The organism is Massilia niabensis, assembly GCF_042655085.1.
GTDB classification, from domain to species: Bacteria; Pseudomonadota; Gammaproteobacteria; order Burkholderiales; family Burkholderiaceae_D; genus Telluria; species Telluria niabensis.
Genome location: NZ_JBHSMU010000015.1, coordinates 1054845 through 1081328, shown reverse-complemented (window position 1 = coordinate 1081328; position 26484 = coordinate 1054845). Strand labels below are relative to the sequence as shown.

The 26484-nt window shown below is 66.1% G+C and carries 23 protein-coding genes; 15 read left to right on the top strand and 8 right to left on the bottom strand.

Translation table 11 applies throughout. The features are described 5' to 3' along the window. Positions 1-155: 155 nt before the first annotated feature. The 4 genes from ACFPN5_RS19200 (at position 156) to ACFPN5_RS19185 (ending at position 4334) form a co-directional block, all read left to right on the top strand. On the top strand, positions 156-1097 hold the full coding sequence (locus ACFPN5_RS19200; protein WP_379785396.1) for a sensor histidine kinase: 942 nt from the start codon (positions 156-158) through the stop codon (positions 1095-1097). Further along, complete coding sequence (locus ACFPN5_RS19195) at positions 1085-1810, top strand: LytR/AlgR family response regulator transcription factor (RefSeq protein ID WP_379785395.1); 726 nt, start codon at positions 1085-1087, stop codon at positions 1808-1810. Before ACFPN5_RS19200 ends, ACFPN5_RS19195 begins: the two co-directional genes overlap by 13 nt. Before the next feature lie 129 nt (positions 1811-1939). After that, entirely contained in the window at positions 1940-3745 is a 1806-nt protein-coding gene (locus ACFPN5_RS19190) for an FAD-dependent oxidoreductase (protein ID WP_379785394.1), read from the top strand. A gap of 82 nt (positions 3746-3827) precedes the next feature. Next, positions 3828-4334: a hypothetical protein gene (locus ACFPN5_RS19185; protein WP_379785393.1), complete on the top strand. Its 507-nt coding sequence runs from the start codon at positions 3828-3830 to the stop codon at positions 4332-4334. A gap of 39 nt (positions 4335-4373) precedes the next feature. On the opposite strand, the gene ACFPN5_RS19180 is transcribed toward ACFPN5_RS19185, so the two are convergent. Together ACFPN5_RS19180 and ACFPN5_RS19175 are read right to left on the bottom strand one after the other, a co-directional pair. Further along, positions 4374-5054, bottom strand: coding sequence for a Fe2+-dependent dioxygenase (locus tag ACFPN5_RS19180; protein ID WP_379785392.1), 681 nt, complete (start codon positions 5052-5054; stop codon positions 4374-4376). A gap of 79 nt (positions 5055-5133) precedes the next feature. Continuing rightward, positions 5134-7476, bottom strand: coding sequence for a TonB-dependent receptor (locus ACFPN5_RS19175; RefSeq protein WP_379785391.1), 2343 nt, complete (start codon positions 7474-7476; stop codon positions 5134-5136). Between the two features lie 298 nt (positions 7477-7774). Between ACFPN5_RS19175 and ACFPN5_RS19170 the strand changes: the two genes are divergently transcribed. Beyond that, complete coding sequence (locus ACFPN5_RS19170) at positions 7775-9037, top strand: DUF2863 family protein (RefSeq protein WP_379785390.1); 1263 nt, start codon at positions 7775-7777, stop codon at positions 9035-9037. A gap of 100 nt (positions 9038-9137) precedes the next feature. Continuing rightward, on the top strand, positions 9138-9656 hold the full coding sequence (locus tag ACFPN5_RS19165; protein ID WP_379785389.1) for a GNAT family N-acetyltransferase: 519 nt from the start codon (positions 9138-9140) through the stop codon (positions 9654-9656). A gap of 6 nt (positions 9657-9662) precedes the next feature. Here the strand turns inward: ACFPN5_RS19165 and ACFPN5_RS19160 are convergent, their stop codons facing one another. From ACFPN5_RS19160 to ACFPN5_RS19140, 5 genes are all read right to left on the bottom strand, one after another. Next, positions 9663-10808 carry a serine hydrolase domain-containing protein gene (locus ACFPN5_RS19160; protein ID WP_379785388.1) on the bottom strand — a complete coding sequence of 382 codons (1146 nt, stop codon included), beginning with the start codon at positions 10806-10808 and terminating at the stop codon, positions 9663-9665. After that, positions 10805-11281, bottom strand: a complete 477-nt coding sequence (locus ACFPN5_RS19155) for a CYTH domain-containing protein (RefSeq protein WP_379785387.1) — start codon at positions 11279-11281, stop codon at positions 10805-10807. The genes ACFPN5_RS19160 and ACFPN5_RS19155 overlap by 4 nt, the downstream gene beginning before the upstream one ends. Before the next feature lie 27 nt (positions 11282-11308). Beyond that, positions 11309-12430, bottom strand: a complete 1122-nt coding sequence (locus ACFPN5_RS19150; RefSeq protein ID WP_379785385.1) for a M14 family metallopeptidase — start codon at positions 12428-12430, stop codon at positions 11309-11311. Between the two features lie 135 nt (positions 12431-12565). Next, positions 12566-12928 (bottom strand): hypothetical protein, encoded by a 363-nt coding sequence (locus ACFPN5_RS19145; protein WP_379785384.1) that lies wholly within the window; start codon positions 12926-12928, stop codon positions 12566-12568. A gap of 205 nt (positions 12929-13133) precedes the next feature. After that, positions 13134-13430 (bottom strand): KGG domain-containing protein, encoded by a 297-nt coding sequence (locus ACFPN5_RS19140; protein WP_379785383.1) that lies wholly within the window; start codon positions 13428-13430, stop codon positions 13134-13136. Between the two features lie 352 nt (positions 13431-13782). Here ACFPN5_RS19140 and ACFPN5_RS19135 point away from each other — a divergent pair, with 352 nt between their 5' ends. The 8 genes from ACFPN5_RS19135 (at position 13783) to waaF (ending at position 22753) form a co-directional block, all read left to right on the top strand. Then, the gene (locus tag ACFPN5_RS19135) at positions 13783-14664 is read left to right on the top strand and encodes a hypothetical protein (RefSeq protein WP_379785381.1); all 882 of its coding nucleotides are present in this window, start codon (positions 13783-13785) and stop codon (positions 14662-14664) included. Positions 14665-14986: 322 nt separating this feature from the next. Beyond that, positions 14987-16774, top strand: coding sequence for an ABCB family ABC transporter ATP-binding protein/permease (locus ACFPN5_RS19130; RefSeq protein ID WP_379785380.1), 1788 nt, complete (start codon positions 14987-14989; stop codon positions 16772-16774). A gap of 43 nt (positions 16775-16817) precedes the next feature. Continuing rightward, entirely contained in the window at positions 16818-17906 is a 1089-nt protein-coding gene (locus ACFPN5_RS19125; RefSeq protein WP_379785378.1) for a glycosyltransferase family 2 protein, read from the top strand. Between the two features lie 7 nt (positions 17907-17913). Next, positions 17914-18900: a glycosyltransferase family 4 protein gene (locus tag ACFPN5_RS19120; protein ID WP_379785377.1), complete on the top strand. Its 987-nt coding sequence runs from the start codon at positions 17914-17916 to the stop codon at positions 18898-18900. Then, positions 18897-20261, top strand: a complete 1365-nt coding sequence (locus ACFPN5_RS19115) for a glycosyltransferase (protein ID WP_379785376.1) — start codon at positions 18897-18899, stop codon at positions 20259-20261. The genes ACFPN5_RS19120 and ACFPN5_RS19115 overlap by 4 nt, the downstream gene beginning before the upstream one ends. A gap of 8 nt (positions 20262-20269) precedes the next feature. Beyond that, positions 20270-21046: an SDR family oxidoreductase gene (locus ACFPN5_RS19110; protein WP_379785375.1), complete on the top strand. Its 777-nt coding sequence runs from the start codon at positions 20270-20272 to the stop codon at positions 21044-21046. A gap of 10 nt (positions 21047-21056) precedes the next feature. Next, positions 21057-21617: a D-glycero-alpha-D-manno-heptose-1,7-bisphosphate 7-phosphatase gene (locus ACFPN5_RS19105; RefSeq protein ID WP_379785374.1), complete on the top strand. Its 561-nt coding sequence runs from the start codon at positions 21057-21059 to the stop codon at positions 21615-21617. Beyond that, positions 21614-22753 (top strand): lipopolysaccharide heptosyltransferase II, encoded by a 1140-nt coding sequence (gene waaF, locus ACFPN5_RS19100; RefSeq protein ID WP_379785373.1) that lies wholly within the window; start codon positions 21614-21616, stop codon positions 22751-22753. Before ACFPN5_RS19105 ends, waaF begins: the two co-directional genes overlap by 4 nt. Before the next feature lie 90 nt (positions 22754-22843). On the opposite strand, the gene ACFPN5_RS19095 is transcribed toward waaF, so the two are convergent. Then, a complete protein-coding gene (locus tag ACFPN5_RS19095) occupies positions 22844-24226 on the bottom strand; it encodes an SGNH/GDSL hydrolase family protein (protein WP_379785372.1) in 1383 nt (460 codons plus the stop codon). 524 nt (positions 24227-24750) lie between these two features. On the opposite strand from ACFPN5_RS19095, the gene ACFPN5_RS19090 reads away from it, so the two are divergent. Further along, positions 24751-26220, top strand: coding sequence for a tyrosine-type recombinase/integrase (locus tag ACFPN5_RS19090; RefSeq protein WP_379785371.1), 1470 nt, complete (start codon positions 24751-24753; stop codon positions 26218-26220). Positions 26221-26484: the final 264 nt, after the last annotated feature.

Here is a 26484-nt window from a genome sequence, read left to right as displayed (position 1 = left end):
CTATCTTGCGTCGCCCACCTCCCTGCCCTTATGCGCATCCACCGCAGCGCCGTCTCCCTCCTCCTTGCCTGGACGCTGTTCTGGGTGCTGATGGTCCTCGTTGCGATCGAGGACTTCCGGCGTGACGGCAATCCGGCGGCTTGTGGCAGCCAGTCTTGTGGGAAACCTCGTCGGCACTGGTGGCCACCTTCCTGCTCCTGGCGAAGCGCCGCCTCGACCCGCACAGCAGCACCCCCGCCACCTCGCCCTGGCGCTGGTTCGCATGGCAGGCACGCTGGCTGCCCTTTTACTGGATTGCTTTCGTGCCGCTGGTGTTTGGCATCCGCCACGGCGTGTATGCGCTCGCGGGTGCACAGTATGGACACGGACCGTGGAGCGAGGTATTCGTCTATGAGTCCATGAAACTGACAGTCTTTATCGGCCTGTTCACGGTGATCGCCTTCGGCCTGGCCTCGTACCGCGAACTGCTTGAGACGCGTGTGCGCGCCGAGCGTGCCAATGCGCTGCTGCGCGATGCGCAACTGGCGCGCCTTGCCCAGCAGATGCAACCGCACTTCCTGTTCAATGCACTCAACACGATTTCCTCGCTGATGCATTCCCATCCGGCTCGCGCCGAAGCCACGCTCGTCGACCTGGCCGGCGTCCTGCGCGCAACGCTGGCGCTGGGCGAACGGCACCAGGCCACCCTGAGCGACGAATTGCACCTGGCACGCGGCTATGCGGCGGTCATGGCGGCGCGCTTCGAAGATCGGGTCTCCATCGACTGGCAGGTGGACGAGGACACCCTGCCCCTGATGCTGCCGGCGGTCAGCCTGCAGCCGCTGCTGGAAAACGTGTTCAAGCACACGGTCGAGCGGCGGCGAGGGCCGACCCGCATCCGGGTCAGCGCCAGGCGCGTGCCGGGCGCCCTGTTGCTGCGCGTGGAAGACGATGCCGGCGTGCTGGCCCCGGCCGTGTTGAACAACGGCCCCGGCATCGGCCTGTCGAACCTGCGCCAGCGCCTGGCCAGCCTGTACGGTGACGCGGCGCAACTGACCTTGAGCCAGCCGGGCGCGACCGGCGTGCGGGCGGAGCTGCGGATTCCATGCGTATCCTGATCGTTGACGACGAACGCCCGGCGCGCGAGCGCCTGCGCCGCATGCTGGCGTTCGAAAGCGGCATCGAAGCCGTCGAGGAAGCGGCCGACGTCCAGGCCGCGCTGCTGCGCATGCCCGATTTCCGGCCGGACGCCCTGCTGCTCGACATCCAGATGCCGGAACTGTCGGGCATCGACCTGGCCGCCTCGCTGCCCGAGCCGGCTCCGCTGGTCGTGTTCGTCACGGCGCATGACGAACATGCGCTGGGCGCCTTCGACGCCGACGCCATCGATTACCTGTTGAAGCCCTTCGACCAGGAGCGCCTGCGGCGTGCGCTGGCGCGGCTGCGCCAGCGCCTCGACCTGCGCGTCGCGCACGCCGCGCACGCCCCGCCCGCCCCGCCTTCCTGCAGGCCGGTGCGCCAGTTGCTGGTGGCCGGGCACGGCGGCACCCGGGTAGTGCAGGTGGCCGACATCGACTGGATCGAGACGGCGGACAATTACGTCGTCCTGCACACGGCGCAGGCCGCGCCGCTGTTGCGCCATACGCTGGCCGGCCTCCTGGCGCAGCTCGGCCCCGGATTCATGCGTTGCCACCGGCGCGCGGCCGTGCGCCTGGCAGCGATCGAGCGCATCGCCCCTCTGGAAAAGGGCGACTGCGAACTGGTGCTGCGCAGCAGCGCGCGCGTGCCCTGCAGCCGCCAGTACCGCGCTGCCGTGCTGGCAGCCCTGTAAGTTCCGGCTCGCCCCTCGGCAGGCCCGCTTCGCCACATAGCGTTTGCCGCCGCGTTCGAAGCTGCCCAGACTCTCCCGTACCGCCCGCCAGCGCACTGGCCATGGCATACGACAACAGGAGACGATCGCATGAAACGAAGGGAACTACTCAAGGCGTCGATGGCGGCGGCCTTGCTGAGCGCGGGCAACGCCGGGCTGGCCGGGGCGGCGCAGGCGCAACCGGGCCGCTACGCGCGGGTGCGTCCGGGCGACGCCGGCTGGCCTGGCCAGGGCGCCTGGGAACAGCTCCGTCGCGACACCGGCGGTAGCCTGCGGCGCGTCGAGCCTGCCTTCACCGCCTGCGCCGCCAACCCGGTATCGCCCGCCTGCGCGGACATGCTCGAACAGCTCGCCAATCCCTATTTTATCGGCGACCATCCGGCCATGACCCAGACCAGCGGCTGGCAGGATGCCTGGCTGTCGCGGCCCAGCGCCTACGCGGTGCGTGCGCGTAACGCGGCCGACGTGTCTGCCGCCGTGCGCTTCGCCAGCCGTCATCGCCTGCGCCTGGTGGTCAAGGGTGGCGGCCACAGCTATCTCGGCACCTCGAATGCGCCCGACTCGCTGCTGGTCTGGACGCGGGCGATGAACGACGCCGTCCTGCACCAGGCATTCGTTCCCGCGGGCGGGAACAGCGCCGATGCGTTGCCGGCCGTAAGCCTCGGCGCCGGCGCCATGTGGAGCGACGCTTACGCCGCCGTCACCACGCGCGGCGGCCGCTATGTCCAGGGCGGCGGCTGCACCACGGTCGGGGTTGCCGGACTGGTCCAGAGCGGCGGCTTCGGCAGTTTTTCGAAACGTTTCGGCACCGCCGCCGCCAGCCTGCTCGAGGCCCAGGTGGTCACCGCGGACGGCGCGGTGCGTGTCGTGAATGCGCACCGCGATCCGGACCTGTTCTGGGCACTCAAGGGCGGAGGAGGCGGCAGCTTCGGCGTCGTCACCCGGGTGACCCTGCGCACCCATGACCTGCCCCAGGTGTTCGGCGGCGTCTTCGGCGAGATCGGCGCCGCTTCCGACGAAGCCTTCCGCGCCCTGGTTGCCGCCTTCATCGCCTTCTACCGAACACATTTGTTCAACGAGCACTGGGGAGAAAAGGTGGCCCTGCGCGGCCGGCGCCTGGACCTGTCGATGGTATTCCAGGGGCTCGACCGCAGCGCGGCAGAGGCAACTTGGGCGCCCTTCTTTGCCTGGGTGGGAGAACGCAAGGAATATACGTTCAAGGGGCCGATGATCCTCTCCATGCCCGCACGCCATTTCTGGGATGCGGATTACCTGGACAAGCATGCGCCGGGCATCATGACGCGCGACAACCGGCCCGGCGCCTCCGCCGATCACGTGGTCTGGGTTGGCGATCGCGAACAGGCCGGCTGGACCATCCACGGCTACGAATCGGCCTGGCTGCCGGCCCGGCTGCTGCAGAAGTCGGAACAGTCGCGCCTGGCCGACGCCCTGGTGACCGCCTCCAGGGAGTGGGATGTCGAGCTGCACTTCAACAAGGGCCTGGCGGGTGCATCGCCGGAGGCGCTTGCCGCCTCCCGGAACACGGCCACCAATCCGAACGTGCTGAGCGCCTTCGCGCTGGCGATCATCGGCGCCGCAGGCGCGCCGGCCTTCCCCGGCATGCCGGGCATCCAGGCCGATGCGACGCGCGCCCGCACGCACGCCGCGGCCGTCGGGCGGGCCATGGCGCCATTGCTGAAGGTGGCGCCCTGGGCCGGCGCTTATGTCTCGGAAAGCAATTACTTTCAGACCGACTGGCAGGCCGCCTACTGGGGGACGAACCACGCGCGCCTGGCGTCCGTGAAGCGGCGCTACGACCCGCAGGGGCTGTTCTTCGTGCATCACGGTGTCGGCAGCGAAGAATGGAGCGCAGACGGTTTTACCCGGATCGCCTGACAGGCAGGCATGCATACCCGATTTATCTTGAACATTCGTCAATAATCGGGAGAATGGACGCGACATTCACCGTGGAGGCTCCATGCGCACCAAAGCAACCCTTGCGATCGCCCTGGTCATGTTCCTGATGCTGGGCTGGCAGCATCTGAATGGCGGCGTGCCCGCACACCATTTATTGGCCGACCCGACCCTGCCGGCCCTGTCGAACTGGTGGGGCCTGCTCACGCTGCCTCTGCTGGCCTGGTTTCTCCTTGGCCGCATCGAGCGCCGCCGCAGGGCCGATCCGAGGGGCGCGCATGGCGACACGGCCGGTTTCACGGGCGCCCTGGTGTTCGGCGCCCTGCTCTCGCTGCTGTTCACGGCGGGCCGGCATGACGCCACCGGCTACATGGCGCAGGCGGTGTTTGTCATTGCCCTGTTCTATCCGGTCCACCGCGCCGCCTGCGTGCTCGGTTTCGTGATCGGCATGACCTGGACCTTCGGCGCGGTGTTGCCGACGATCGCGGCAGCCGTGTTCGCGGCGGGAGGCGCGGCGATCCATTACGGGACGCGTTTCATCTACTCCCGGCTGCTCGTGCTGCGCCGCTAGCGACGCGCATGCAGGGTGGCGGCAGAGCCGTTCACCCTGCTACACCTCGGCCCACATCCGCAGCAGGTTGTGATAATGCCCCGTCAGCCCTACCGTCACCTCCGACTCGCCATGCGCCGCGCGCAGCTTCTGGATGTTCGTATCGAGCTCGAACAGCAGCGCCCGCTTGCCATCGTCGCGCACCATGCTTTGCGTCCACAGGAAGGACGCGATGCGTTCGCCGCGCGTCACCGGCAGCACCTCGTGCACGCTTCCGGCCGGATAGACGATAGCGTCGCCCGCCGGCAGTTTTACTTCGTGCGTGCCATACGCATCGACCACCACCAGCTCGCCGCCCTCGTATTCGTCGGGCTCGCTCAGGAACACGGTGACGGAGACATCGGCGCGCATCGGGGGCAGGCCGCCGCGCTGGGTCCGGATCGCGCCATCCACATGCAAGCCGTAGTGCTCGCCGCCGCCATAGCTGTTGAAATACGGCGCCAGGATGCGCAGCGGCAGCACGTTCGAGAAGAACAGCGGATTGGCCATCAGCGCGCTGCTGACCATCTGGCCGAGTTCGACCGCGAGCGGCGAGCCCTCGGGCAGCTGGCGGTTGCGCTTGACCTGCGCGCCCTGCGGGCCGACGCTGGCGCGGCCATCGATCCAGTCCGATTCAGCCAGACGCGTACGCATCTGCGTCACCTGCTCCTGGCTCAATACACCGGGAATATGCAGCATCATGTTCTCGATCCCTTCAAAAGAAAAAGCACGGCCCTCCCCGCTTGACGCAAGGAGGGCCGTGCAGGAGATTACCGGAAGTTCAGAACTTCAGGTTGGCAGTCAGGCTCGCCGAACGGCCCGGGCCGACGCCGGCGTAGTGCGGCGACGACAGGCGGTCGTAGTACAGCTTGTCGCCGATGTTCTGGATGTTGAGCTGGAACGACACGTTCTTGTTCAGCGTATAGCTGGCCATCGCGTCGAAGCGGGTGTAGCTCGGCGCGTACTTGTTGTTGTTGACGTTGGCGTAGACGCGGTCGACATAGTTCATGCCGATGCCGGCATTGAAGTTCTTGTTGAACGCGTAGGACGTCCACAGCGAGGCGCTATGTTCCGGGGTGGTCGGGAACACGTTGCCGTTGTAAGGCGACGGTGCGTACACGGGCGCTGCCGTGGTGCCGACGTTCAGGTAGCCATTGTCTTCCAGGACAGCGTCGAGCCAGGTGTAGCCGCCGAACACCTGCCAGGCGTTGGTCAGCTTGCCGGAGAAGCCCAGTTCGACGCCTTTCAGGTCCTTCTTGCCGACGTTCTGGCTGCTGCCGTCCGGCGCCGTCACGCGGGCATTGTCCATCTTGCTCTGGAACAGGGCCGCATTCAGCGACAGGCGTCCGCGCATCACTTCCCACTTGGTGCCGAGCTCGAAGTTCTTGCTCTTTTGCGGCTGCAGGTTCTGCACGGCGACCGTCAGGGCATCGAGGCCGTCGCCGGCGTCGTTGCCCGGCGGCGTGGCCGAGGTGGCGTAGGAGACGTAGATACTGCCGTTGGCGGACGGCTTGTACACGAGGCCGGCCTGGTAGGTGTCGAAACTGGTGTCGACGCGGGCACGGGTGGCGGCCGTGGTCGGGCCAGCCCTGGTGTCGAGCGCGGTCCTGAATTCGTCCCAGCGCGCGCCCAGGTTCAGCAGCCACTGCGGAGTGAATTCGATGGTGTCGAAGGCGTAGACGGCGCGGGTGTTGGTCTTCACGTTCGTTGCGGCCGGCGACACGCTGCGGGTGTACGCCCACGGGTCGTACGGGTTCGGATTGTTCACCGGCGCGCAGTTGTAGAGCGTGGCCGCGCCCGAGGTCGGGCAGGTGAAGGTGCCGGTCAGCGGGTTGTTGGTGCCGGGCGTGAACAGATAGGTGCTGCGCTCGGTCGCTTCGCGCGAGAACTCGACGCCGACGTTGTAGCTGTGCTTGATGCCGGCGGTGGTGAGCTTGCCGCTCAGGCTGGTGACGTTGGCCAGCGTTTCGGTATCGGTGACGCGGGTATTGGCGCGGCGCCAGACGGTGCCGTACAAAGCCACGTTGCCTTTCGAATCGTCGGGCTGGGTCCAGACGAAGTCGTTCTTGGTCTTGCCGTAGCGCGTCACGTTGCGCAGCACCAGGTTGCTGCCGAAATCATGGCGCAGGTCGACCGTGCCGATGTCCGATTCGGTGTCGCGGAAGTCGCGGTTCACCAGGCCATAGAAGGTGTTGCGGTCGACCTTGAGCGGCGTACCGTTGCCGTTGCGCGCCACGTTCGGGCCGCTCGCGAAGGGGTTGTTGAACGGGATGCCGGTGTCCGGGATCTCGCTTGACGTCATGTGGTAGTAGCTCAGGATGGCTTTGGTCGGGCCCGTCAGGCCGAAGGTGACGGTCGGCGCGATGCCCCAGCGGTCGCCGCCGACGACGTCGCGACCGGCCACGTTCGCTTCATGCGCCATCACGTTCAGGCGGAAGGCGGCGTTGTTGCCCAGCGTGCGGTTCAGGTCGCCGGTGACGCGGCGGTACTTGTCGGTACCCAGGCCGACGCCGGCGTTGCTGAAGTTCTCCAGCTGGGCCGACTTGCTGACCAGGTTGATGCCGCCGCCGGCCGACGAACGTCCGCCGTAGGCCGAGTTCGGGCCTTTGACCACTTCGACCTGTTCCAGGTTGAAGATTTCGCGCGACTGGGAACCCGCGTCGCGGATGCCGTCGACATAGGTGTCGGTCTGGGCGTTGTAGCCGCGGATGAACACGTTGTCGCCGACCGGGTTGCCGCCTTCGGCGGCGCCGATGGTGATGCCCGGCACCGAGCGCAGCGCGTCGGTCAGGGACACGGCGGCGGTTTGCGAAATGACTTCCTGGCCAATGACCGTGACTGACTTCGGCGTATCGAGCAGGGGCGCCGTGAATTTGTCCGAGCTGGACTTGACCGGCGCCTGGATGGCGCTACGCGCGGCGCCCTGCACTTCGACCACGGGAATGGTCGGGTCGATGTCCTTGTTGCCGCCGTCGGCCAGCGCCAGCGGCGACACCAGCGTCGCCAGCACGGCCAGCGCCGGACCGGTCAATGCCGAAGCGTTTGAAGCAGGCGCGGCAACGCGCGCATGCTTGCGGCTGCGGATGAAGGAGGTGGCGCTCGGGACTGCTGGGTTTGCTGTCATGGTCGGGATAAGTTTAAATGAGAACGATTCGCATTATGATTCGTGTTGGCGGTTTTGGCAAGTATTGTTGAGTGCACGCCGTAATGGCTTAAGCGCGGGACGCAGGAGCCGACGAAACTGTCCGTACTGCACCACATATATGGATGAGCACGCATGCTTACTGCGCCCCTCCCCCTTGTGCTCATGGCATGTGGCCGAATCAACTACAATACTGGGGATAAGGGTTTATCATGACCTTTCGCAGCTCGATCCTGACCTTTCGATCTTCACCTATTTACAAAGAGACTCCCCCAGCGCTATGCGTCGTCCTTCCAAAGATTCATCCAACAAACTTTCCGCAGAAAGCCAGCGTCTCTCGAGCATTGCCCAGGCCATCGTGCAGTCTGCCAGCCGCGTTGAAGAACGCACCTGGGAGCGCCAACTGGATGCGCAGCTGCAGAAACTGCTCAAGACCAACCACCAGGAAAGTATCGACGCCGCACTGAACGCCCTGTTCAAGGACGACCTGGCCGCCTACGACGTCCTGATGGATGGCGTCGAGGCTGTCAGCGAATCGTCGACGATGGTCGAACCAGGCAACGATGGCGGCGAGGTCACCTGGCAGGCCCTGCTGGTTGCCGCGCCGATCCTCGCCTGGACCCGCTTCTCGATCGGCTCCGGCACGATTCCGGCGGAACTGCTGACAACGCTCTCCGCGCATTTCTCGGGGCACCTGCTCGCCGAAGGCGTGCAGATGTCGATGGCGCCGACGCTGTATGCGATCGACCAGCTGCCGCGCACCCACGCCGAAACCTACTCGCTGACCCACAAGCTGGCCCAGGCTGCGCACAAGGGCACGGCCATCAAGCCATCGACGCGCATTCCGGAAACGGCGCCCTTCCTGGCCGACACCCGCTACCTGCTGATCGCGCTCGTGGCACCGGTGGGCGCGCCGCTGTTCCGCTGGCAGGAAGCCCAGCACCAGATCAATTTCTCGGCAGTGCGCGCCAGCGCCCTCGATGCCTGGCGCGAACAGGGCATGGCCAACGTCGCGCGCCTGCTGCCGGGCTGCGGTGTCGAGCTGCTGCTGCCGGAAGCGTATTACGTGGCCTGCCGCGAAGCGGACAAGCTGATCCGTCCGGTATCGATCCGCGCCGCCGTGCACTACCTCACCAACACGCTCGACGTCGAAGCGTCCGACCTGCGCGCCGTCATCGCCGGCTTCGGCGAGGAACCGACCGATGGCCAGATCGACGAATACCGCGTCGGCTTCACGCTGCGCCAGAGCGCGGAAGTGGTGTACGGCATTGTCTGGCCGCTGTATGGCCAGGAAGACGAGGAAGGCACGCCGATCGAAGGCGCGGGGGTCGACAGCCTGCTGCCGGCGCCGCTGACTCCAATCAACGAAATCATCGCGCACCTGAACGAAGCCGGCGTCACGCACATCAAGCGCATCAACGAGCGTTACGTCGCCGAATACTGCGACGATTGCGGCGCGCCGCTGTTCGCCGACCCGACCGGCGACCTGGTGCATGCCGAAATGCCGGAAGACGCACCGGCCGGGACCGAGCACTTCCACTGATTGTCCCTGTGGCGGCGATGCGAACACGTGTTGTTCCTCGCCGCCCCTGCTTCACTTTGCGCTTGAAGGCGCGTGCCACGGGCGTACAATGCCGAGTGTCATGAGCGCCCAATCCGCCCTTTTCTTCATCCGTCCCGAACGGCCATCCGACCTTGCCGACATCGACAGCGTCGTGCGCGCCGCGTTCGTCTTCCATCCCCACAGCAAGCAAACTGAACACCTGATCGTCAAACGGCTGCGCGCCGGCGGCCGGCTGGCGCTGTCATTGGTTGCCGAGACGCCTGATGGCGCCATCGTCGGCCATGCCGCGTTCTCGCCGGTAGCGATCGATGGACAGGACGTGAAATGGATGGGGCTGGGGCCGATGGCGGTGTTGCAGTCCTGCCAGGGAATGGGAGCCGGCAGCGCGCTGGCAACGGCCGGCCTGGCCGCGCTGGAGGAACTCGGCGTGGCAGGCTGCGTGGTGCTCGGGGAGCCGGGCTACTACCGGCGTTTCGGCTTCGAGGCGGACAGCCGCTTGCGCTATCTCGGGGCGCCGCCAGAGTATTTCCTACGCGTCGCACTCGACGGCAAAGCGCCGCCCTCGGGCGAGGTGAGCTACGACGCCGCCTTCGATTAAAACTGTCTAGCGGATTGCCGCAATCACCCTTTTGGCAAACTCGGCCGAGTTACCGCTGTGCCAGCGCCAGACGATCACCAGGTCGTGGTCGGGCGACACGACAATCGTATTGCTGCCGGCGCCCAGCGCCGCATAGGCGTTTGCAGGCAGGCCGGGCAGCGTCTTGCCCTTGGTGTTGAGCCACCACAGGTAGCCGTAATCCGGGCCGTGCGCGCTCGGCGTGAGCGCTTCCTTGACGAAACCTGTCGGCACCACCTGCTTGCCGTTCCAGGCGCCGCCGCGCAGCCACAGGTAGCCAAAGCGCGCCATGTCCCAGGAATTGATCCACATGCCGCCGCCCCAGCGTGTGCCGCCGCTGACGGACGGCACCTGCTTGCCGTTCAAGTCAACATAGCTATTGATGTAAGGCACCCATTTCCAGGTAGTCGAGGCGCCGATGACGTCCATCACCTGTTCCTGGAACACCTCGGGCACGGGCTTGTCGAACACGCGCAGCAGGGACAGCGCAAAGCGGTTGATGCGCACGTCGTTGTATTCGTAGTGGCTGCCCGGCGCGCCAAGCGTGCGCGGCTTGCGCTCGCCGGCGCCGAATTGCGCCTTGCCGATGAAGTCGGCGTTCTTGCCCCACATGCTGCCTTCCCACTCGGTTTCCTGCTGCAGGTGCTGCTTCCAGGTCACCTGGGCATTGCGAGGCGACGCATAGCCTCCATCCTGCACGCGCTGGCCGACCGGCTCGTCCACCTTGCCGATGCGCCCGTCGCGCACGGCAACGCCCGCGACCGTTGCTAGCATGCTCTTGGCCACCGAATAGGTCGGGTCGACGAAACCCGTGTCGCCGAACTCGGCCACCACGAAGCCCTTGTAGATGACGACGCCGTTGGTGCGCGCGCGGCGCGTCGGCATCGAACCGAGTCGTGCGCCGAAGGTGGCTTCCTGGTCAGAAAAATCGAGCGCCCGTTCGGTCTCGTGGCTTTGCGCATACTGCACGGCAGCGGCCAGGGCCTTCGGATCCATGCCCAGCGCGGCGGGTTGCTTGCGCGCCCACTCCCCGCTTGGGGGGAAATACGGGGCGGCCGGGGCAGCAGCGCTAGCCAAGGGCAACAGCGAAGCGATACCAAAGGCAAGCACAGCGCGGCGGGTGATCAAGGTCATGCAGGGTCCTTCCAGGCGGAATACGGGTGGCGAATCAGGTTCGAATTGAAATAGCGCTTGTCGTGGGTGACTTCGGGGCCGATCCAGTCCGGCTTGTCGAAGCCTTCGTCTTCCGAGGAGAGTTCGATTTCGGCCACCACCAGCCCGGCATTCGCACCCAAAAACTCGTCGACTTCCCAGGTATGGGGACCGTTCACGATGCGGTGGCGGATTTTTTCCACCAGCGGCTGCGGGCACAAGGTATCGAGCAGTTCCGCGGCCTCCGCGACGGGAATCGGGTATTCCCATTCGCCGCGCGTGGCGCCACGGCTCTTGCCCTTGATCGTCAGCGTCGCGCTGCCGCCTTCGACGCGCACGCGCACGGTGCGCTCGGGCTCCAGGCTGAGGTAGCCCTGGCGCAGCAGCGTCGGCGTGCCGAGCGCACGCCAGGCATCGCCGGCGACCAGGAACTTGCGCTCGATTTCAACGCCCATGAGCAATCCTCACGATGAATGCGACGATCAGTCGAGCGACCGCAGGATCGGCTGCAGCAGCGCCGCGCCGAGGGCCGCGCTGCGCGCGCCGTTCCAGCCGGTATAGGGGTTGGGCAGGTCGGCGTTGTCCTTGAACGGCATTTCCAGCGTCAGCGACAGGCATTTGAAGGTGTGGCCGATGTATTTCGAGGCCAGCGTCAGCAGCTCTTCGTTGTACTTGCTGGCCGCGTAGCCATAGACGTTCTGGAAGTCCGGGCTGGCCGCCATGTATTGTTCGACGAAGGCTTTTTGCCTTGCTTCGCGCTCCGGCGTGAAATCGGCCAGCATTTCGTTACCCGCCACAAAGTTGTACGGCAGCGCCTCGTCGCCATGGATGTCGAAGAACATGTCGACACCGGTTTCATGGATCTTGTCCTTCACGCACAGCACTTCCGGGCTGCGCTCGAGCGACGGCGTCATCCACTCGCGGTTCAGGTTGGCGCCGGCCGCGTTGGTGCGCAGGTTGCCGCGCACCGAGCCGTCCGGGTTCATGTTCGGCACGATGTAGAACACGGCGCGCTGCAGGAGCTTGTTCGCGATCGGGTTGGCGTCGTCGAGCAGGGCATCCATCATGCCCTCGACGAACCATTCGGCCATCGTCTCGCCCGGGTGCTGGCGTGCGATGACCCAGATCTTTTTCTCCGCTGCGGGGTTGCCGATCACGACCAGGTTCATGTCGCGCCCGTCGACCGTGGTGCCGATATCAAGCACGCGCGCGATCGGGTTTTCCGCCACTTCGCCCAGCAGGCGCAGGTGGCGCTCCCAGGTATAGGGCTCGAAATAGGCGTAATAAATGCTGTCGAGCTCGGGCGTGTGATTGACCGTCATCACCTCGCCGTCGAAGCTGGTCGGCACGCGGAACCAGTTCTCGGTGTCGTAGCTCGCCGCGACCTGGTAGTCCTCGAAGCCCTTCGGGTAGGTGGCCTGGCCGGCATTCAGGAAGCGGATGGTGCAGGCCTGGCCACGGGCGCCCTGCAGGCGGAAGTGGAACCACTGGTGGATGTCCGCGTTATTGTCGCGGCGCAGGTTCAGGTCGATGGCTTTCGGGCTTGACGCTTGCACCACCTCGATGGCGCCCGAATCGAAATGCTGGCTGATTTTGATAGGCATGGCTGGTCCTCTATTGGTGCGTTCACAAAGCGGGCATGGGTAGGGTATGAACGTCGGCACGAACGTAGAGCAGGAGCGTAGAGGATGATACTACGCGCCCGGTTTGCCATGCCCTCCCGGCACGCGAGAGCTCGATCAGGCGTCGAGGTCGATCAGTTCGCGGCTGTACAGCGCCAGGATCTGGCGCATCAGTTCGACGTTGCCGCGGTCGAGGACGAGCACCAGGTTCGGCTCGCGATCGAGGTTGAACGCCATGCGCAGCTTCCCCGGCAGTTCGCGGCAGTTCAGCGTCAGCGCATGGGGAATGTTCGGGTTGTTCCAGTCCTGCTGGGTGACTTCCGGCGGCGCCGGCGGCGGCTGCAGGGTCGGGTCCTGGTTGACCGGCAGGTGCTTGAGCAGCCAGAAGACGATGGACGCAGGAATATGCAGGCCGATGTCGCTCGCGCCCTGGGTGGAGAATTTGGCGAGCAGGGAATTGCCGACGCGATCGCACGACATGGACATGCTCTTGACTTGACGAATGACCGCTTCTTTCACGACGATGTTCCTCTGGGATTAGTTAAAAAGGCGCAGCGATTCTACCCCATCCCATTGTGGATTTGTGTGTGTTTGGAAAGAAAACGGGGAGCCTCGCTCCCCGTTCGTGGCCATCCTGTCCAGACGCCCTTCGACGACAGGGCAGGATGAGGTCTGTCCTTGATGCTTACTCTTTCGAGCCGCCGCGGCTGCCGCCTTTCGACGAGCTGCGCGAGCTGCTGCCCGAGCCGGCGCTGGCCGACTGGCGGTTGCCGTGGCTCATCGAGCCGGCACGGCGTGCTTCTTCGGAAGTGAATTCGTGCGCAGTCCCTTTCTGATGGGCTGCCTTGCCGCCCTGGCTGGCGATTTCGCGCTGGCGCTGCGGATCCATCGATGCGAAACCACGATTGCGGGTGCCGCCGCCGGCACTCTGGCTGTTGGACTGGTTACCGCCCTGCTTGTTACCTTGATTGCTCGAAGCCATGATGGTGTTCTCCCTGTTCACTTATAAACCGCCGCGTCGTGCAGCAGGCTGTACCCCCGCCCATCCGCCAAGCGCCGATGAGCGACCGGTTGAATTCATCTTAGGCATGCACAGTAGATGAGGGTATAGGACGTTTTCAGATGACTTTGTAGGACTACAGGCGACAGAAAATGCACCATTGAAATAGTGTTCTTTTCGGAAGGAATCCCATCAGTTATTGTCCTACACACAACCGCTGCGTCTTCCTATACTGAAGCGACGAAAACCCGCGCATCATGGCAGGATCAGGCGGCGCCGGCAGCGTTCTCAGGGCAAGGCCATTCGCAATATCAAGTTTGGGAAAGGAAAGAACATGGACGCGAATCAACGCAGCGAAATGAACAATCAGACCAATAACGGCGCCAACGAAAAGTGGAACGCGAACGCCAAGGGCAAGACCGCGCCCGACGCGCCGCTCGACCATACTTATCCGCAGGGCGCTTCCCAGCAGCAGGGCAACCAGGGCATCGACCAGATGGGCACCCAGCAAAGCGGCATGGGCCCGGGCCCATGGACCAACGAGAGCGAGGTGTGGGACGTGCCGGGCGGCTCGATGCAGTCCCAGCAGAATGGCGGCAGTGGCCCCACGCAAGGCATCACCGACAGCCACCAGCGCCAGATGGAGCAGCGTTCCAGCGCCTATGGGCAGCTCGAGCAGCCCGTGGGGCATCGCCCGGCCGATAGCGGCACCGACCTGCTGCGCCACGAAGGCGCACACGCCGGCAACACCCAGGCCGCCCATCGGATGAATCCGCAGGATCCACGCCAGCCCGAACTGCAGGGCGGCTCGCTCGGCCACCATCACGGCATTGGCCAGTCGATGCAGTCCGGCCAGGCCGGCGGCAGCCAACAAGGCAGCGGCTCGGCCCAGGTCGCCACCAACGGTGGCGCGCAGCAGAGTACCGACCGTGCCGGCTCGCAAACCGGTGGGGAAGGCCGCGAAATCGGTAACCTCACGGACGGCGGCGTGCACCAGTCGAACGACCTGGCCGGCGGCCTGCCGCGCAGCCCGGGCAATGCCGCTCCGCGCAGCGAAAACCCTGGCATCCTGCCGGGTGCCGGCGGGCAGCAGGACGTGCCCGGCGTGCACGAGTCGAACGATGCCGCCGGCGGTTATCCGGCCAGCCCGGCCGGCGCGAACCGCCTGGCGGGCGACCGCAAGATGGACGACGACACGGGTTTTTCGCGTAAATAAGCGCCCCTCCCGTCCGTCACCCCATTATCCTTTCCGGGCCCCGGTCACGCCAGCGTGCTGCCGGGGTCCTCGCGCGTCCGCACTGTCCAGCCGGTTTTCGCCATGCTGCCGGCCCCATTCCGCTGTAGGACTGTTCCTTCGATCTCTGAGCAATATTGTAGGGTGTCAGTTGCGGACATTTCGCGCCGCCGCGCGTCTCCCAGGCTCGACCTCCGTTCTGGTTCCCTGAAATAACCGGGCAGTATTTGAGCCATCACAGCTCCCGAACGTGATGCAAACGCCGCCCCGCCGGTCAAACCTGTACAGCCAGGAGAAACCAGGAATGACAGGGGGCCTTGTAACCGCCACGGCAACGCGCATCAGCACCGAGCTGTGGACGGTGCTGGCGCGTTACCGCTGGCGGATCGCCCTGGCTGTCGCCCTGCTCCTGGTCGCCAAGCTCGCCACGGTCGCCGTGCCCCTGCTGCTCAAGCGCATCATCGATGCGTTTGCGCCGGACGCGATGCCGGCGCGCCTGCCGGCGCAGTTACCCATCTACCTCCTGGCCGGCTATGCGGTGCTGCGTTTCTCCTCGACCCTGTTCAACGAGCTGCGCGACCTGCTGTTCGTGCGCGTGACCCTGGCGGCCGTCTCGAGCTATGCGCAGAAGACCTTCGCCCACCTGCACGCCCTGGGCCCGCGCTTTCATGCGCGGCGCCAACTCGGCAGCCTGCTGCCCGACATCGACCGCGGCACGAGCGGCATCGCCTTCCTGCTGGGAGTCGGCCTGTTCACGATCATCCCCACGCTGGTCGAAATCGGCCTGGTGCTGGCGATCATGCTCAGCAGGTATGAAGCGAGTTTCGCGGCGATCATCCTGCTCACCTTCCTCGTGTACGCCGGCTTCACCCTGGTCTTCACGGCGCGCCGCGTGATCTACCAGCGCCGCGTGAACAAGCTCGACTCGCACGCCAAGGGGCAGCTGGCCGACAGCCTGATCAACTACGACACCGTCAAGTACTTCACCAACGAGGCACTCGAAGCGCGCCGCTTCGCCTCGATCATGGACGACTGGCGCGCGGCCGGGGCCGGCAATGCCCGTGCCCTGTTCACGCTGCACGTTGGCCAGAGCGCCATCATCGCGCTCGGCGTGGCGGCGATCATGCTGCTGGCGGGCCAGGCAGTGTTGCAGCGGCGCATGAGCGTAGGCGACCTGGTCCTGATCAACGCCTATGCGCTGCAGGTCTGCCTGCCGCTCAACGCGCTCGGCTTTGTCTACCGCGAGGCGCGCGACGCCTGGGTCAATGCCGAGCGCCTGTTCGAGCTGCTGCGCGAACGCCCGGAAATCCAGGATGCGCCGAACGCGCCGCCGCTGCGCCCCGGGCCCGGGGAAATCGTGTTCGACCACGTCAGCTTCCATTACGAACCGGAGCGGCCCGTGCTGACCGACCTGTGCCTGCGCATCGATCCCGGCACCACGCTCGCCGTGGTCGGCCGCAGCGGCTCCGGCAAGTCCACGCTGGCGCGGCTGTTGCTGCGCTATTACGAGCCCGCGAGCGGCCGCATCCTGGTCGACGGCCAGGATATCCGCACCGTTACCGCGAGCAGCCTGCGCGGCGCGATCGGCGTCGTGCCGCAGGACACGGCGCTCTTCAACGACACCATCGGCAACAACATCGCCTACGGGCGCATCGGCAGCACGCGCACCGAGGTGGTCGCCGCCTGCCGCGCCGCGCACCTGCACGAACTGATCGCCGCGCTGCCGCACAAGTACGACACCCCGGTGGGAGAACGCGGCGTCAACCTCTCGGGCGGCGAGAGGCAGCGCATCGCCATCGCCCGCGCGATCCTGAAGAATCCGCCGATCCTGATTTTCGACGAAGCGACGTCGGCCCTTGATGCAGATTCAGAACACGCGATCAGCCAGGAACTCGACCGTTTGTCGCGCAATCGAACCACTCTCATCATCGCGCACCGCCTCTCGACGATCGTCAACGCCGATGCGATCGTCGTCATGGAGCGCGGCCGCATTGTCGAGCGCGGCACGCATGCGGAGCTGCTGCGCCACCACGGCGCGTACGCAAGATTGTGGTTGCTGCAGCAGCGGATGGACAAGGACATGGCCCTTTAATTTGCAGCACATTCATTGGCAGCACATTCACCGGGGAGGAGGCATGCCGAAAACGACTTCAGCAACAGGCAGCGCAATCGCCGTCTCCGTCGTGGTGCCGACCTGTGGGCGCATGGACCTGCTCGACCGCTGCCTCGACGCGCTCACGCGCCAGACCTTGCCGGCGGGCAGCTACGAAGTCATCGTCGTCGACGACGAGCCCAACCACAACACCCTGCACCTGGTAGCCGGCTGGCGCGCGCGCACGCTCGATCGCGGCCCGCGCCTGGTCTACCTCCCCAATTCCGCCGAGCACGGCCAGCACGGCCCGGCGGCGGCGCGCAACCTCGGCTGGCGCGCCGCCCAGGCCCCGATCGTCGCCTTCACCGACGACGACGGCGTGCCCTCCCCGAGCTGGCTGGCCCAGGGCCTCGCCGCCTTCGGCGAGGAGGTCGACGTGCTGTGCGGGCTGGTCGACAAGCCCCCGCTTGCCGGCCCGTTCGCCGCCCAGCCCCGCCCTGCGCAGAGGCAGGGGCAAGGCGGGGACAGCGTCGCCGCGCCCGAGGTGTGCGTCACCAACTGCTTCTGCCGCAAGCACGTGCTGCAGGCGCTCCAGGGCTTCGACGAGCGCTTCGAACAATCCTGCCATGGCGACGCCGACCTGCACTTTCGCCTGCTGGGCATGGGCGCGCGCATCGTGTCCGCGCTTGACGCCGTGGTGGTGCAGCCGGTGCCGCCCATGCCCTGGGGCGCCAGCCTCGCACACACGCGCCGGGCCGTGTTCGACGCCCTGCTCTACAAGAAGCATCCGCAACTGTACTGCGAAAAAATCGGCGCCATCCCACCGCTGGAGTACTACCTGGCGACCGCGGCGCTGGCGGTTGCACTCGGGGCGCTGCTGGCCGGAGCCGGCGTCATGGCCACCGTTGCCGGCCTGGCCTGGCTGGGGCTGACGGCGCGCCTGTGCGCGCAGCGCCTGCGCGGGGGCAGCGCTAGTCCCGGCGCCCGCGCAGGTGCCCATAGCCCCGGCACCCGCAGTCCGAACACCGTTTTGCACGTGCTTGACATGATCGTCACCTCGGCCCTGATCCCCCCGCTGGCCGTCTTCTGGCGCCTGGTCGGGGCCGTCCGCTACCGCGTCCGTTTTACCTGAGGCTCCCATGCGCCGACTCAACGTCCTGACCTGGCATACCCACGGCAGCTACCTGTACTACCTGTCGCAAGCGCCGCACGAATTCTTCGTCCTCTCGAAACCCGGGCGCCCGCCCGGCTATGGCGGACGCTGCGGCCATATCCCGTGGGGGGACAACGTGCACGACCTGCCGGTCGAGGCCGCGCGCGAGCAGCAGTTCGACTGCATCCTGTTCCAGGACGACCACCAATGGGAACACGACCAGTACGCTTTCCTGACGGCCGCGCAGCGCGCGCTCCCCCGCATCTACCTCGAGCACGACCCGCCACGCGAGCACCCGACCGACACCCCCCACCTCGTCGACGATCCGAACGTGCTGCTGGTGCACGTCACCCCCTTCAACGACCTGATGTGGGACAACCGGCGTACCCCGACGCGCGTCATCGAACATGGCGTACTGATTCCCGACGGGGTGCGCTATCTTGGCACGCTCGACCGCGGGCTGGTGATCAGCAACCACCTCGGCCGGCGCGGGCGGCGCATGGGTCCCGACCTGTTTCTCCAGGCGCGCGAGCAGCTGCCGCTCGACCTGGTCGGCATGGCCGCCGAAGAAATGGGCGGCATCGGCGAAGTGCAGCATGCGCAGCTGCCCGCCTTTGCCGCACGCTACCGTTTCCTGTTCAGCCCGATCCGCTATTCAAGCCTGGGCCTCGCCGTCATCGAAGCCATGATGGTCGGCCTGCCCGTGGTCGCCCTGGCCACCGCTGAAATGGCGACCGTGATCGACGACGGCGCCAACGGCTTCATCGACACCCGCGTCGAACGCCTGCATGACTGCATGCGCGAACTGCTGCGCAGCCCGTCGCTGGCGCGCGACCTGGGCCAGGCGGCGCGGCGCCATGCCCAGGAGCGCTTTTCGATTGACCGCTTCAGCGCCGACTGGGACGCCGCGCTGCGCCATGTCACTGGTCATGCCGGTCCCCTGCCACGCGGGCCAGGCGGGAGGGATGCATGAAACTGAACGAACACCCGGTGGGCGCACAGGCGGGCACGAACGGGGGCACAAGGGGGGGCACAAACGCGGGCGCACGCTTGCGCCGCATCGCCCTGATCAGCGACCATGCCTCGCCGCTGGCCGCGCCGGGGAGCATCGATTGCGGCGGCCAGAACGTGTACGTGGGGAACCTCGCGCGCGAGCTGGCGCTGGCCGGCTACCTGGTCGACATCTTCACCCGGCGCAACGCCCCGGCCCAGCGCCACCCCGTGCACCCGGTGGAGAATGTGCGCGTGATCCACGTCCCGGCCGGACCCGCGCACCACGTGCCGAAAGAGCAGATGCTGCCGTTCATTCCCGACTTCGCCCGCTTCGTCACCCGTTTCGCGCGGCGCCAGCCGGCCCCCTACGACATCGTGCATGCGAATTTCTTCATGTCGGGCATGGTGGCCGCGCACCTGAAGGACACGCTCGGCATTCCCTTCGTGATTACCTTCCACGCCCTGGGCCATGTGCGGCGCCTGGCCCAGGGCGCGGCGGATGCCTTCCCGCCCGAGCGCACCCATATCGAGACGACGCTGATGCGCCGCGCCGACCGCATCATTGCCGAGTGCGCGCAGGACCGGCTCGACATGGAACAGCTGTACGGCGCCCCGTCATCGCGCATCACGGTCGCCCCGTGCGGCTTCGACCCGGAAGAACTGTGGCCGCTGCCGCAGGCGCAGGCGCGCGCGCGGCTCGGCCTGGCGCAGGAGCGCTTCACGATCCTCCAGCTCGGGCGCATGGTGCCGCGCAAGGGCGTCGACACCGTGATCCAGGGCCTGGCCATGCTGCGCGAGCGCCACGGCATCGATGCGCTGTTGCTGGTGGTCGGCGGCGACCATGGCAGGCTTACGGACGGGGTGGCGAACCACAGGGACGACCCGGAAGTGGCGCGCCTGCAGGCGCTCGCGCGCCAGCTCGGCATCGAAGCGCACGTGCGCTTCGTCGGCCAGCAGCCGCGCGCAGCGCTGCGCCACTACTACAGCGCCGCCAACGTCTTCGTGACCACGCCCTGGTACGAGCCCTTCGGCATCACGCCGGTCGAAGCCATGGCCTGCGCCCGCCCCGTGGTCGGGTCCGAAGTGGGCGGCATCAAGAGCACCGTGATCGACGGCGTGACCGGCTTCCTGATCCCCTCGCGCGACCCGCGCGCGCTGGCCGAACGTCTCGCACAACTGCATGCCGACCCGCTCCTCGCGCGCCGCATGGGCGAGGAAGGATTGCGCCGCGCCTACCGCCACTACACCTGGCGCTCGGTCGCCAGCCAGGCGGCCGCCGTGTATGCGGCGGTCCTGGACGAATACCGTGCCAGCGCCGCTTCGAGCCTCCCCACTCTATAGGAGCAAACATGGATCTGACGCAAGAACCAGAGGACGCGCAGGGCGCGCAGGGCCGGCAGGGCGCTTCGCTGCGCGGCAAGACCGTCTTCATCACCGGCGCCGCCAGCGGCCTGGGCTCCGCGCTGGCAACAGTCTTGGCCGGCTGCGGCGCCGACATCGTCGCCACCGATATCCGCCCTGCCCCGCTCGATGCCGCGGCCCCGGCCTGGCGCGAACTGGGCGTGCGTGTCCATACCATCGGTTTCGACGTGGCCGACCCGGATGCCGTGCGGCATGCCATCGGCGAGGCGTTCGAGGCCATGGGCCGGCTCGACATCCTGATCAACAACGCGGGTACCGACGTCACGCTGCCAATCGACGCATTGTCCGAGGAAGACTGGCTGCGGGTGATCGACACCAACCTGAACGGCCCTTTCCTGCTGGCCAAGCACGCGGCCGCGCTGATGCGCCAGGCCGGGGCCGGCCACATCGTCAACGTCGCCTCGACGGCGTCCAAGCGCGCCTGGCCGAATGCGGCGGCCTACCACGCCAGCAAATGGGGCCTGCTCGGCCTGTCGCACGCGCTGCATGCCGAACTGCGCGCGCACAACATCCGCGTCACGGCGGTGGTTGCCGGCGGCATGCGCACACCCTTCCTGCTCGATCGCTTTCCCGAACTCGACCCCGCCGGCCTTCAGGACCCCATGAATGTGGCCGAGGCCATCCGCTCGATCCTCCTCATGCCGCAGGAAACCGTCATTGCAGAATTGACCGTGCTGCCGATGCGCGAAACCTCCTGGCCATGATAGGACAGCGATGAAAGCAATCTTTCTCGACAAGGACGGCACGCTCGTCGAAGACCTGCCGTACAACGTGGAGCCGCGCCGCATGCGGCTCGCCAGCGGCGCCGGCCCGGCCCTGCGCCTGCTGGCCCGGCTCGACTTCCGTTTCTTCGTGGTCAGCAACCAGTCCGGCGTGGCCGAGGGGCGCTTCGCGGAAGGCGCGCTGCATGCGGTGAACGACCGCCTCGCCGACCTGCTGTTTCGCGAAAACCTCACCCTCGACGGCTTTTATTACTGCCCTCATCATCCGCGCGGCACGGTCGCGCCGTACGCAATCGAATGCCAATGCCGTAAACCAATGCCCGGTCTGCTCTTGCGGGCCGCCGCCGAGCATGGCATCGATTTGCGCGCCTCCTGGATGATCGGCGACATCCTGCACGATGTCGAGGCCGGCAACCGTGCCGGCTGCCGCACGGTGCTGCTCGACAACGGCAACGAAACCGAATGGCGGCTTGGGCCACGCCGCGTTCCCACCCGCATGGCGCCGGACCTGTACGCCGCGGCCGTCCTGATCGCCAGCCACCACGAACAATGACCCCTGTCCCATTTCCGCCAGCCCCATCTCCCGTTTCCGGGACCAATGACTGGAACCAGGCCGCCCACCTGCTGTGCGTGCGGCTCGATTCGCTCGGCGATGTGCTGATGTGTACGCCAGCCATGCGGGCCCTGCGCGTCCAGCATCCCGGGCGCCGGCTAACCCTCCTGACCTCGCCCGCAGCAGCGGCGCTGGCGCCCCACCTGCCCGACATCGACGCAGTGCTGGCCTATGAAGCGCCGTGGATGAAGAGCAGTGCCGCCGACCCGCCCGAACATCACATCGGGCAAATCGCCGCGCTTGCCCGGCACCGCTTCGACGGCGCCGTGATCTTTACCTGCTACAGCCAGAGCGCCCTGCCCGCCGCGCTGCTGTGCCAACTGGCCGGCATCCCCCTGCGCGCGGCCTATTGCCGCGAAAAGCCCTATCAGTTGCTGACCGATTGGATCGCCGACCCGGAACCGGGCGCCCTGGTCCGGCACGAAGTGCAGCGCCAGCTCGACCTCGTGCGCCACCTCGGGGCCGAAGTGATGGATGAGGGCCTGTCATTCGTGCCGCTGCCGGCCGACATGACGGCGGTGCGCGCGCGGCTGCGTCAGGCGGGCATCGATCCGGCCGCACGCTGGCTGGTGCTGCACCCTGGGGCCAGCGCGCCGGCGCGGCGCTACCCGCAGCGCCACTGGACGGGCCTGATCCGGGAGCTCCACGAACGGATTGGCTGCCCGCTGGTCCTGACCGGCGGCGCCCACGAAATGACGCTGATCGACGGCATCGACGTGCCACCGGACGCCAGCGTCCATTCGCTGGCGGGGCAACTCTCCCTCGGTGAACTCGGTGCGCTGCTGGCGCAGGCCTCGCTCGTGGTCAGCAACAACACGGGCCCCGCGCACCTGGCGGCCGCTGTCGGCACACCGGTGGTCGACCTGTATGCACTGACCAATCCGCAGCACACGCCGTGGCGCGTGCCGAACCGGGTGCTGAATCACGACGTCGCCTGCCGCTACTGCAACCGCAGCGTGTGCCCTGAGGGCCACCACGACTGCATGGAAAAACTCGCGCCAGGCCAGGTGGCCGACGCAGTGTGCAACCTGTTGAAGCAAACCGAGCCGTACCGGACCAGGGCGATCGCCGACTAACAGGAGGCGATCGGCCGACTACCAGGAGGCGATCGGCTGACTGATCTGGTACGGCCCGCTACTGCCAGGCTGCCCGGTGCTGGCGGCGCTTCACTGGGCCTGCCGCTTGACCGCCTTCAGCGCTGCCGCACCGCTACCGCGGAACAGCTCGAGCGGAATGGCGTTGGCCATCGCCTGCATGCCGAGGTCGTTCGGATGCAGGTGGTCGCCACTGTCGTAGGCGGGCAGCATCCGGGTCGGATGGGCCGGGTCGCGCACGGCACGGTCGAAATCGATGACGGCATCGAATTCGTCGCTGGTACGGATCCAGTTGTTCACCATCTGGCGCACGGCTTCTCTCTCCGGGGTGTAATAGCCGGGGAAGATCGTTCCCTCGAAAGGCGTGAGCGTGCCCCCGTAGACCGGAATGCCCTTCGCGTGTGCTCGCGCGATCAGCTGGCGGTAGCCCGCGATCAGGTCCTGCGCCGTCACCGGTCCCTCTGCGGGCGCGCTGCCAGTGCCCGGGTGCCCGATGTCGTTGATGCCGATCAGGACGATCAGGTGCCGCACGCCCGCGGTAGCCAGCACGTCGCGGTCGAAACGCGCCAGCGCCGCGCGTCCGAACAGCGGCTGCGTACCAGGGTCGCGCAGCAGGCGATTGCCGCCGATGCCACGGTTGACGACGCCCAGCGCGCTATTGATCGTCCGGTCGCGTGTCGTCTGCAGGCGCAGGGCCAGCAGGTCGGGCCAGCGGCGGTTGGCGTCGATGGTCGTGATGGCGCCATCGGTGATCGAGTTACCGAGTGCCACGATCGCACCGGCGCCGGGCGCGCTGACATCGACTTCGGTCAGGAACGGCCAGGAGGTGATCGTGCGCTGGGTCGGCAGCGTGGCGGCGCCCGTAAAGTTGCCGGGCAGCGACACGTAGTTGGTCTGGAAGGCCGAGCCGTGGATGGTAGTGGCCTGTACCTGCCCCGGCAGGTAGAGGCTGACCGCCAGGTCCGACAGCGCCGGCACGTCGAGGTCGACCGGGTCGGACAGCACCGGGGCGCCGGCCGGAATCGTGATCGACGGCGAACCGCTGAAGGTCAGCACGCGGTCGGTGCCGGTCATGATTTCCGCGCCCGCACCGCGCCGGGCAATATGCGCGGCGCCGATGCGCAGCGGTGTCGTGCCGTGTTCGTTCGACACACGGATGCGCACTTGGCTGCCGCCTATGCTGGTATGCACGATCAGGCGCAGGGTCTGGTCGTTGAAGGTTTGCGTCTGGGCGGCCAGCGGCGGGCCGGCCGGCGCGGTCCCCCAGGTGCCGACCCACTGCTGGTTGGGATTGCGCGGGTCGGGTTGCGCCTGGACCGGGCTGAACGGCAGGGTCAGGCTTGAGAGGGCCAGCGCGCCGGCGGCCAGCCAGGCGCGGCGCGAACGCTGGGGCGTCGCGCGCCGGGTGGACTTGGTGCGAACCAGGTCGGACAAGGACTGCAACATCGTCTTCATCTTCGTGCTCCTCGAAATGGATGGTGCCGCCAGCGCCGCGGACGCGGCCATCGACGGCACGCACCAATCTAAGCGAGCCGGACAATGACAAACAAGCCGGGTTCAGTACCAACTCTTGCGTTTCATCGAAGTATATGCAGACAACCGATGAGGAAGGGGAACTTTATTTGGCTCCCACAACAAAACGTCAAATTATTGATTGAATGAAATCGGCGCTCATGCAGGGTCAATGGGCGGTGCGGCGCGCCGCCAGGACGCCGGGCCGCCTGAAACGAAAAAAGCCAGTCCGAAGACTGGCTTTTCCGATTGATTCTGTTGGTCGGGGCGAGAGGATTCGAACCTCCGACCCCATGCACCCCATGACCTAAAAAGTAAGATTTGCTTGGACGCCACTGGACATCACCGGAAGATAATTACTCGTAAAATCATAGACTTAGATCAACTCCAATGTCCAGCTAAGTGCGTGAACGTCCGGCACCAGCCATGTTACGGTGTACCCATTGGTGTACCCATTGGAGCTCATCATGACGCGCTATCCCCGTCAAGGCCGAGGCCGCCGTTGGACGGTTAAGGAGCTCGAGGCCGTCTGTCCGGAATGGAAGGGTGACATGCTGAGCGATGGGGACGGACTCGTTGGCGAGGTACGAGCGACGCCGGATGGGGTTGTGTCTGTACCATTCCGTTATGGTTTCAAATGGGAAGGCAAGAAGACGTGGCATTACTGCGGAGCGTGGCCGTCTGTTAGCCTGGAAGCTATCCGGGCCGAACGCGACCGGGCGCGGGCACTGATCAAGACCGGGGCCAATCCAACCGATGCCAAGCGTGCGGCCAGGATCGACGCGCAAGCCCAAATCAAGGCGAAGATTGCTGAGGCCGCCCGCATCGAATCCGAGAACCTGCCCATCCGCGCGATGTACGAGGCCTGGATACGGGACGGCGTGTCGCGCGCGGATGGCAATGCCGTACTGCGCCGCTACTTTGAGAAGGATGTGCTGCCCACGATTGGAGAAAAGGCCGTCCGCCTGACGACCGAAGGAGACTTGCGGGCCTTGCTGCGGGCCATAATCAAACGAGACGCCTGTCGTATGGCGTCTACTGTCCACAGTAGCCTCATCCAGATGTTCAAGTGGGCGGAAAAGCGTAAGCCGTGGCGCGCCCTCATGGCGGATGGCAATCCTGCCGACCTCGTCGAATTCAAGAAATTGTTGCCGCCGGGAGTAGATCCCGACGCCGAACGAGACCGCGTGCTGTCGGGGGAAGAACTGCGCGACCTACGTCTCAAGCTCGACGAGATGGAAAACGCGTACGTGGCGGCGCCACCCGGCACGAAATACAGCGTTGATCGGCCCCTGAAAAAGGAAACGCAGCTGGCACTTTGGATTTGCCTCGGCACGATGTGCAGGATCGGTGAACTGCTGAAAGCTCGGTGGCAGAACGTCGACCTGGCAACAGGAGAATGGTTTGTACCGCGCGAGGACACGAAGACCAAGGTCGCATGGAAAGTGTACCTGTCGCCGTTCGCGCTCCGCCAGTTTAAGGCCTTGCACGCCCTCACGGGAGAGACGCAGTTTTGCTTTCCCTCCAATGCAACGAACTGCGAAGAGCCGGCACGGCACGTGTGCCTCAAGAGCGTGTCGAAGCAGGTTGGCGACCGGCAGGTGCGCTTCAAGAAGCGCAAGCCGCTAAAGAACCGCAGGCACGACGATTCGCTGGTGCTGGCAAATGGGAAAAATGGCGAATGGACGCCGCATGATCTCCGGCGGACGGGGGCGACAATGATGCAACAGCTTGGGGTGTCGCCTGATGTGATTGACCGCTGCCAGAACCACGTGCTGGCTGGTAGCCGCATACGCCGTGCGTATCTGCATTACGATTACGCGCTCGAAAAGCGGGAGGCATGGAAGCGGCTGGGCGAGCGAATTGAGGCACTGCTCGATAATGCAAACGTTATCCCCCTCAACCGTTTCCCAACCTCATTCACAGGACAGCACTGAATTCGGTTGTGTCCCAACCTTGGTTCGATACCAGCGGTGTCCGCCATCTCTCCTATGAAAAGTACTGATTTTTCTATCTTACCCCCGCTCTTACCCCGCGGATCATTCCGAGTTATGCCGTCCAGGACTCGCCTTCCTCGAACCCATCGTTGTAGGCTTCGGCTAGCAGGTAAGCATGGCGCGCGGCGGCGGGCATGGCCGAAGCCGCCATCATGAGCCATTACGCGCGCCTTTGTTCGTTCAAGGCATTCCACCAAGCCATAC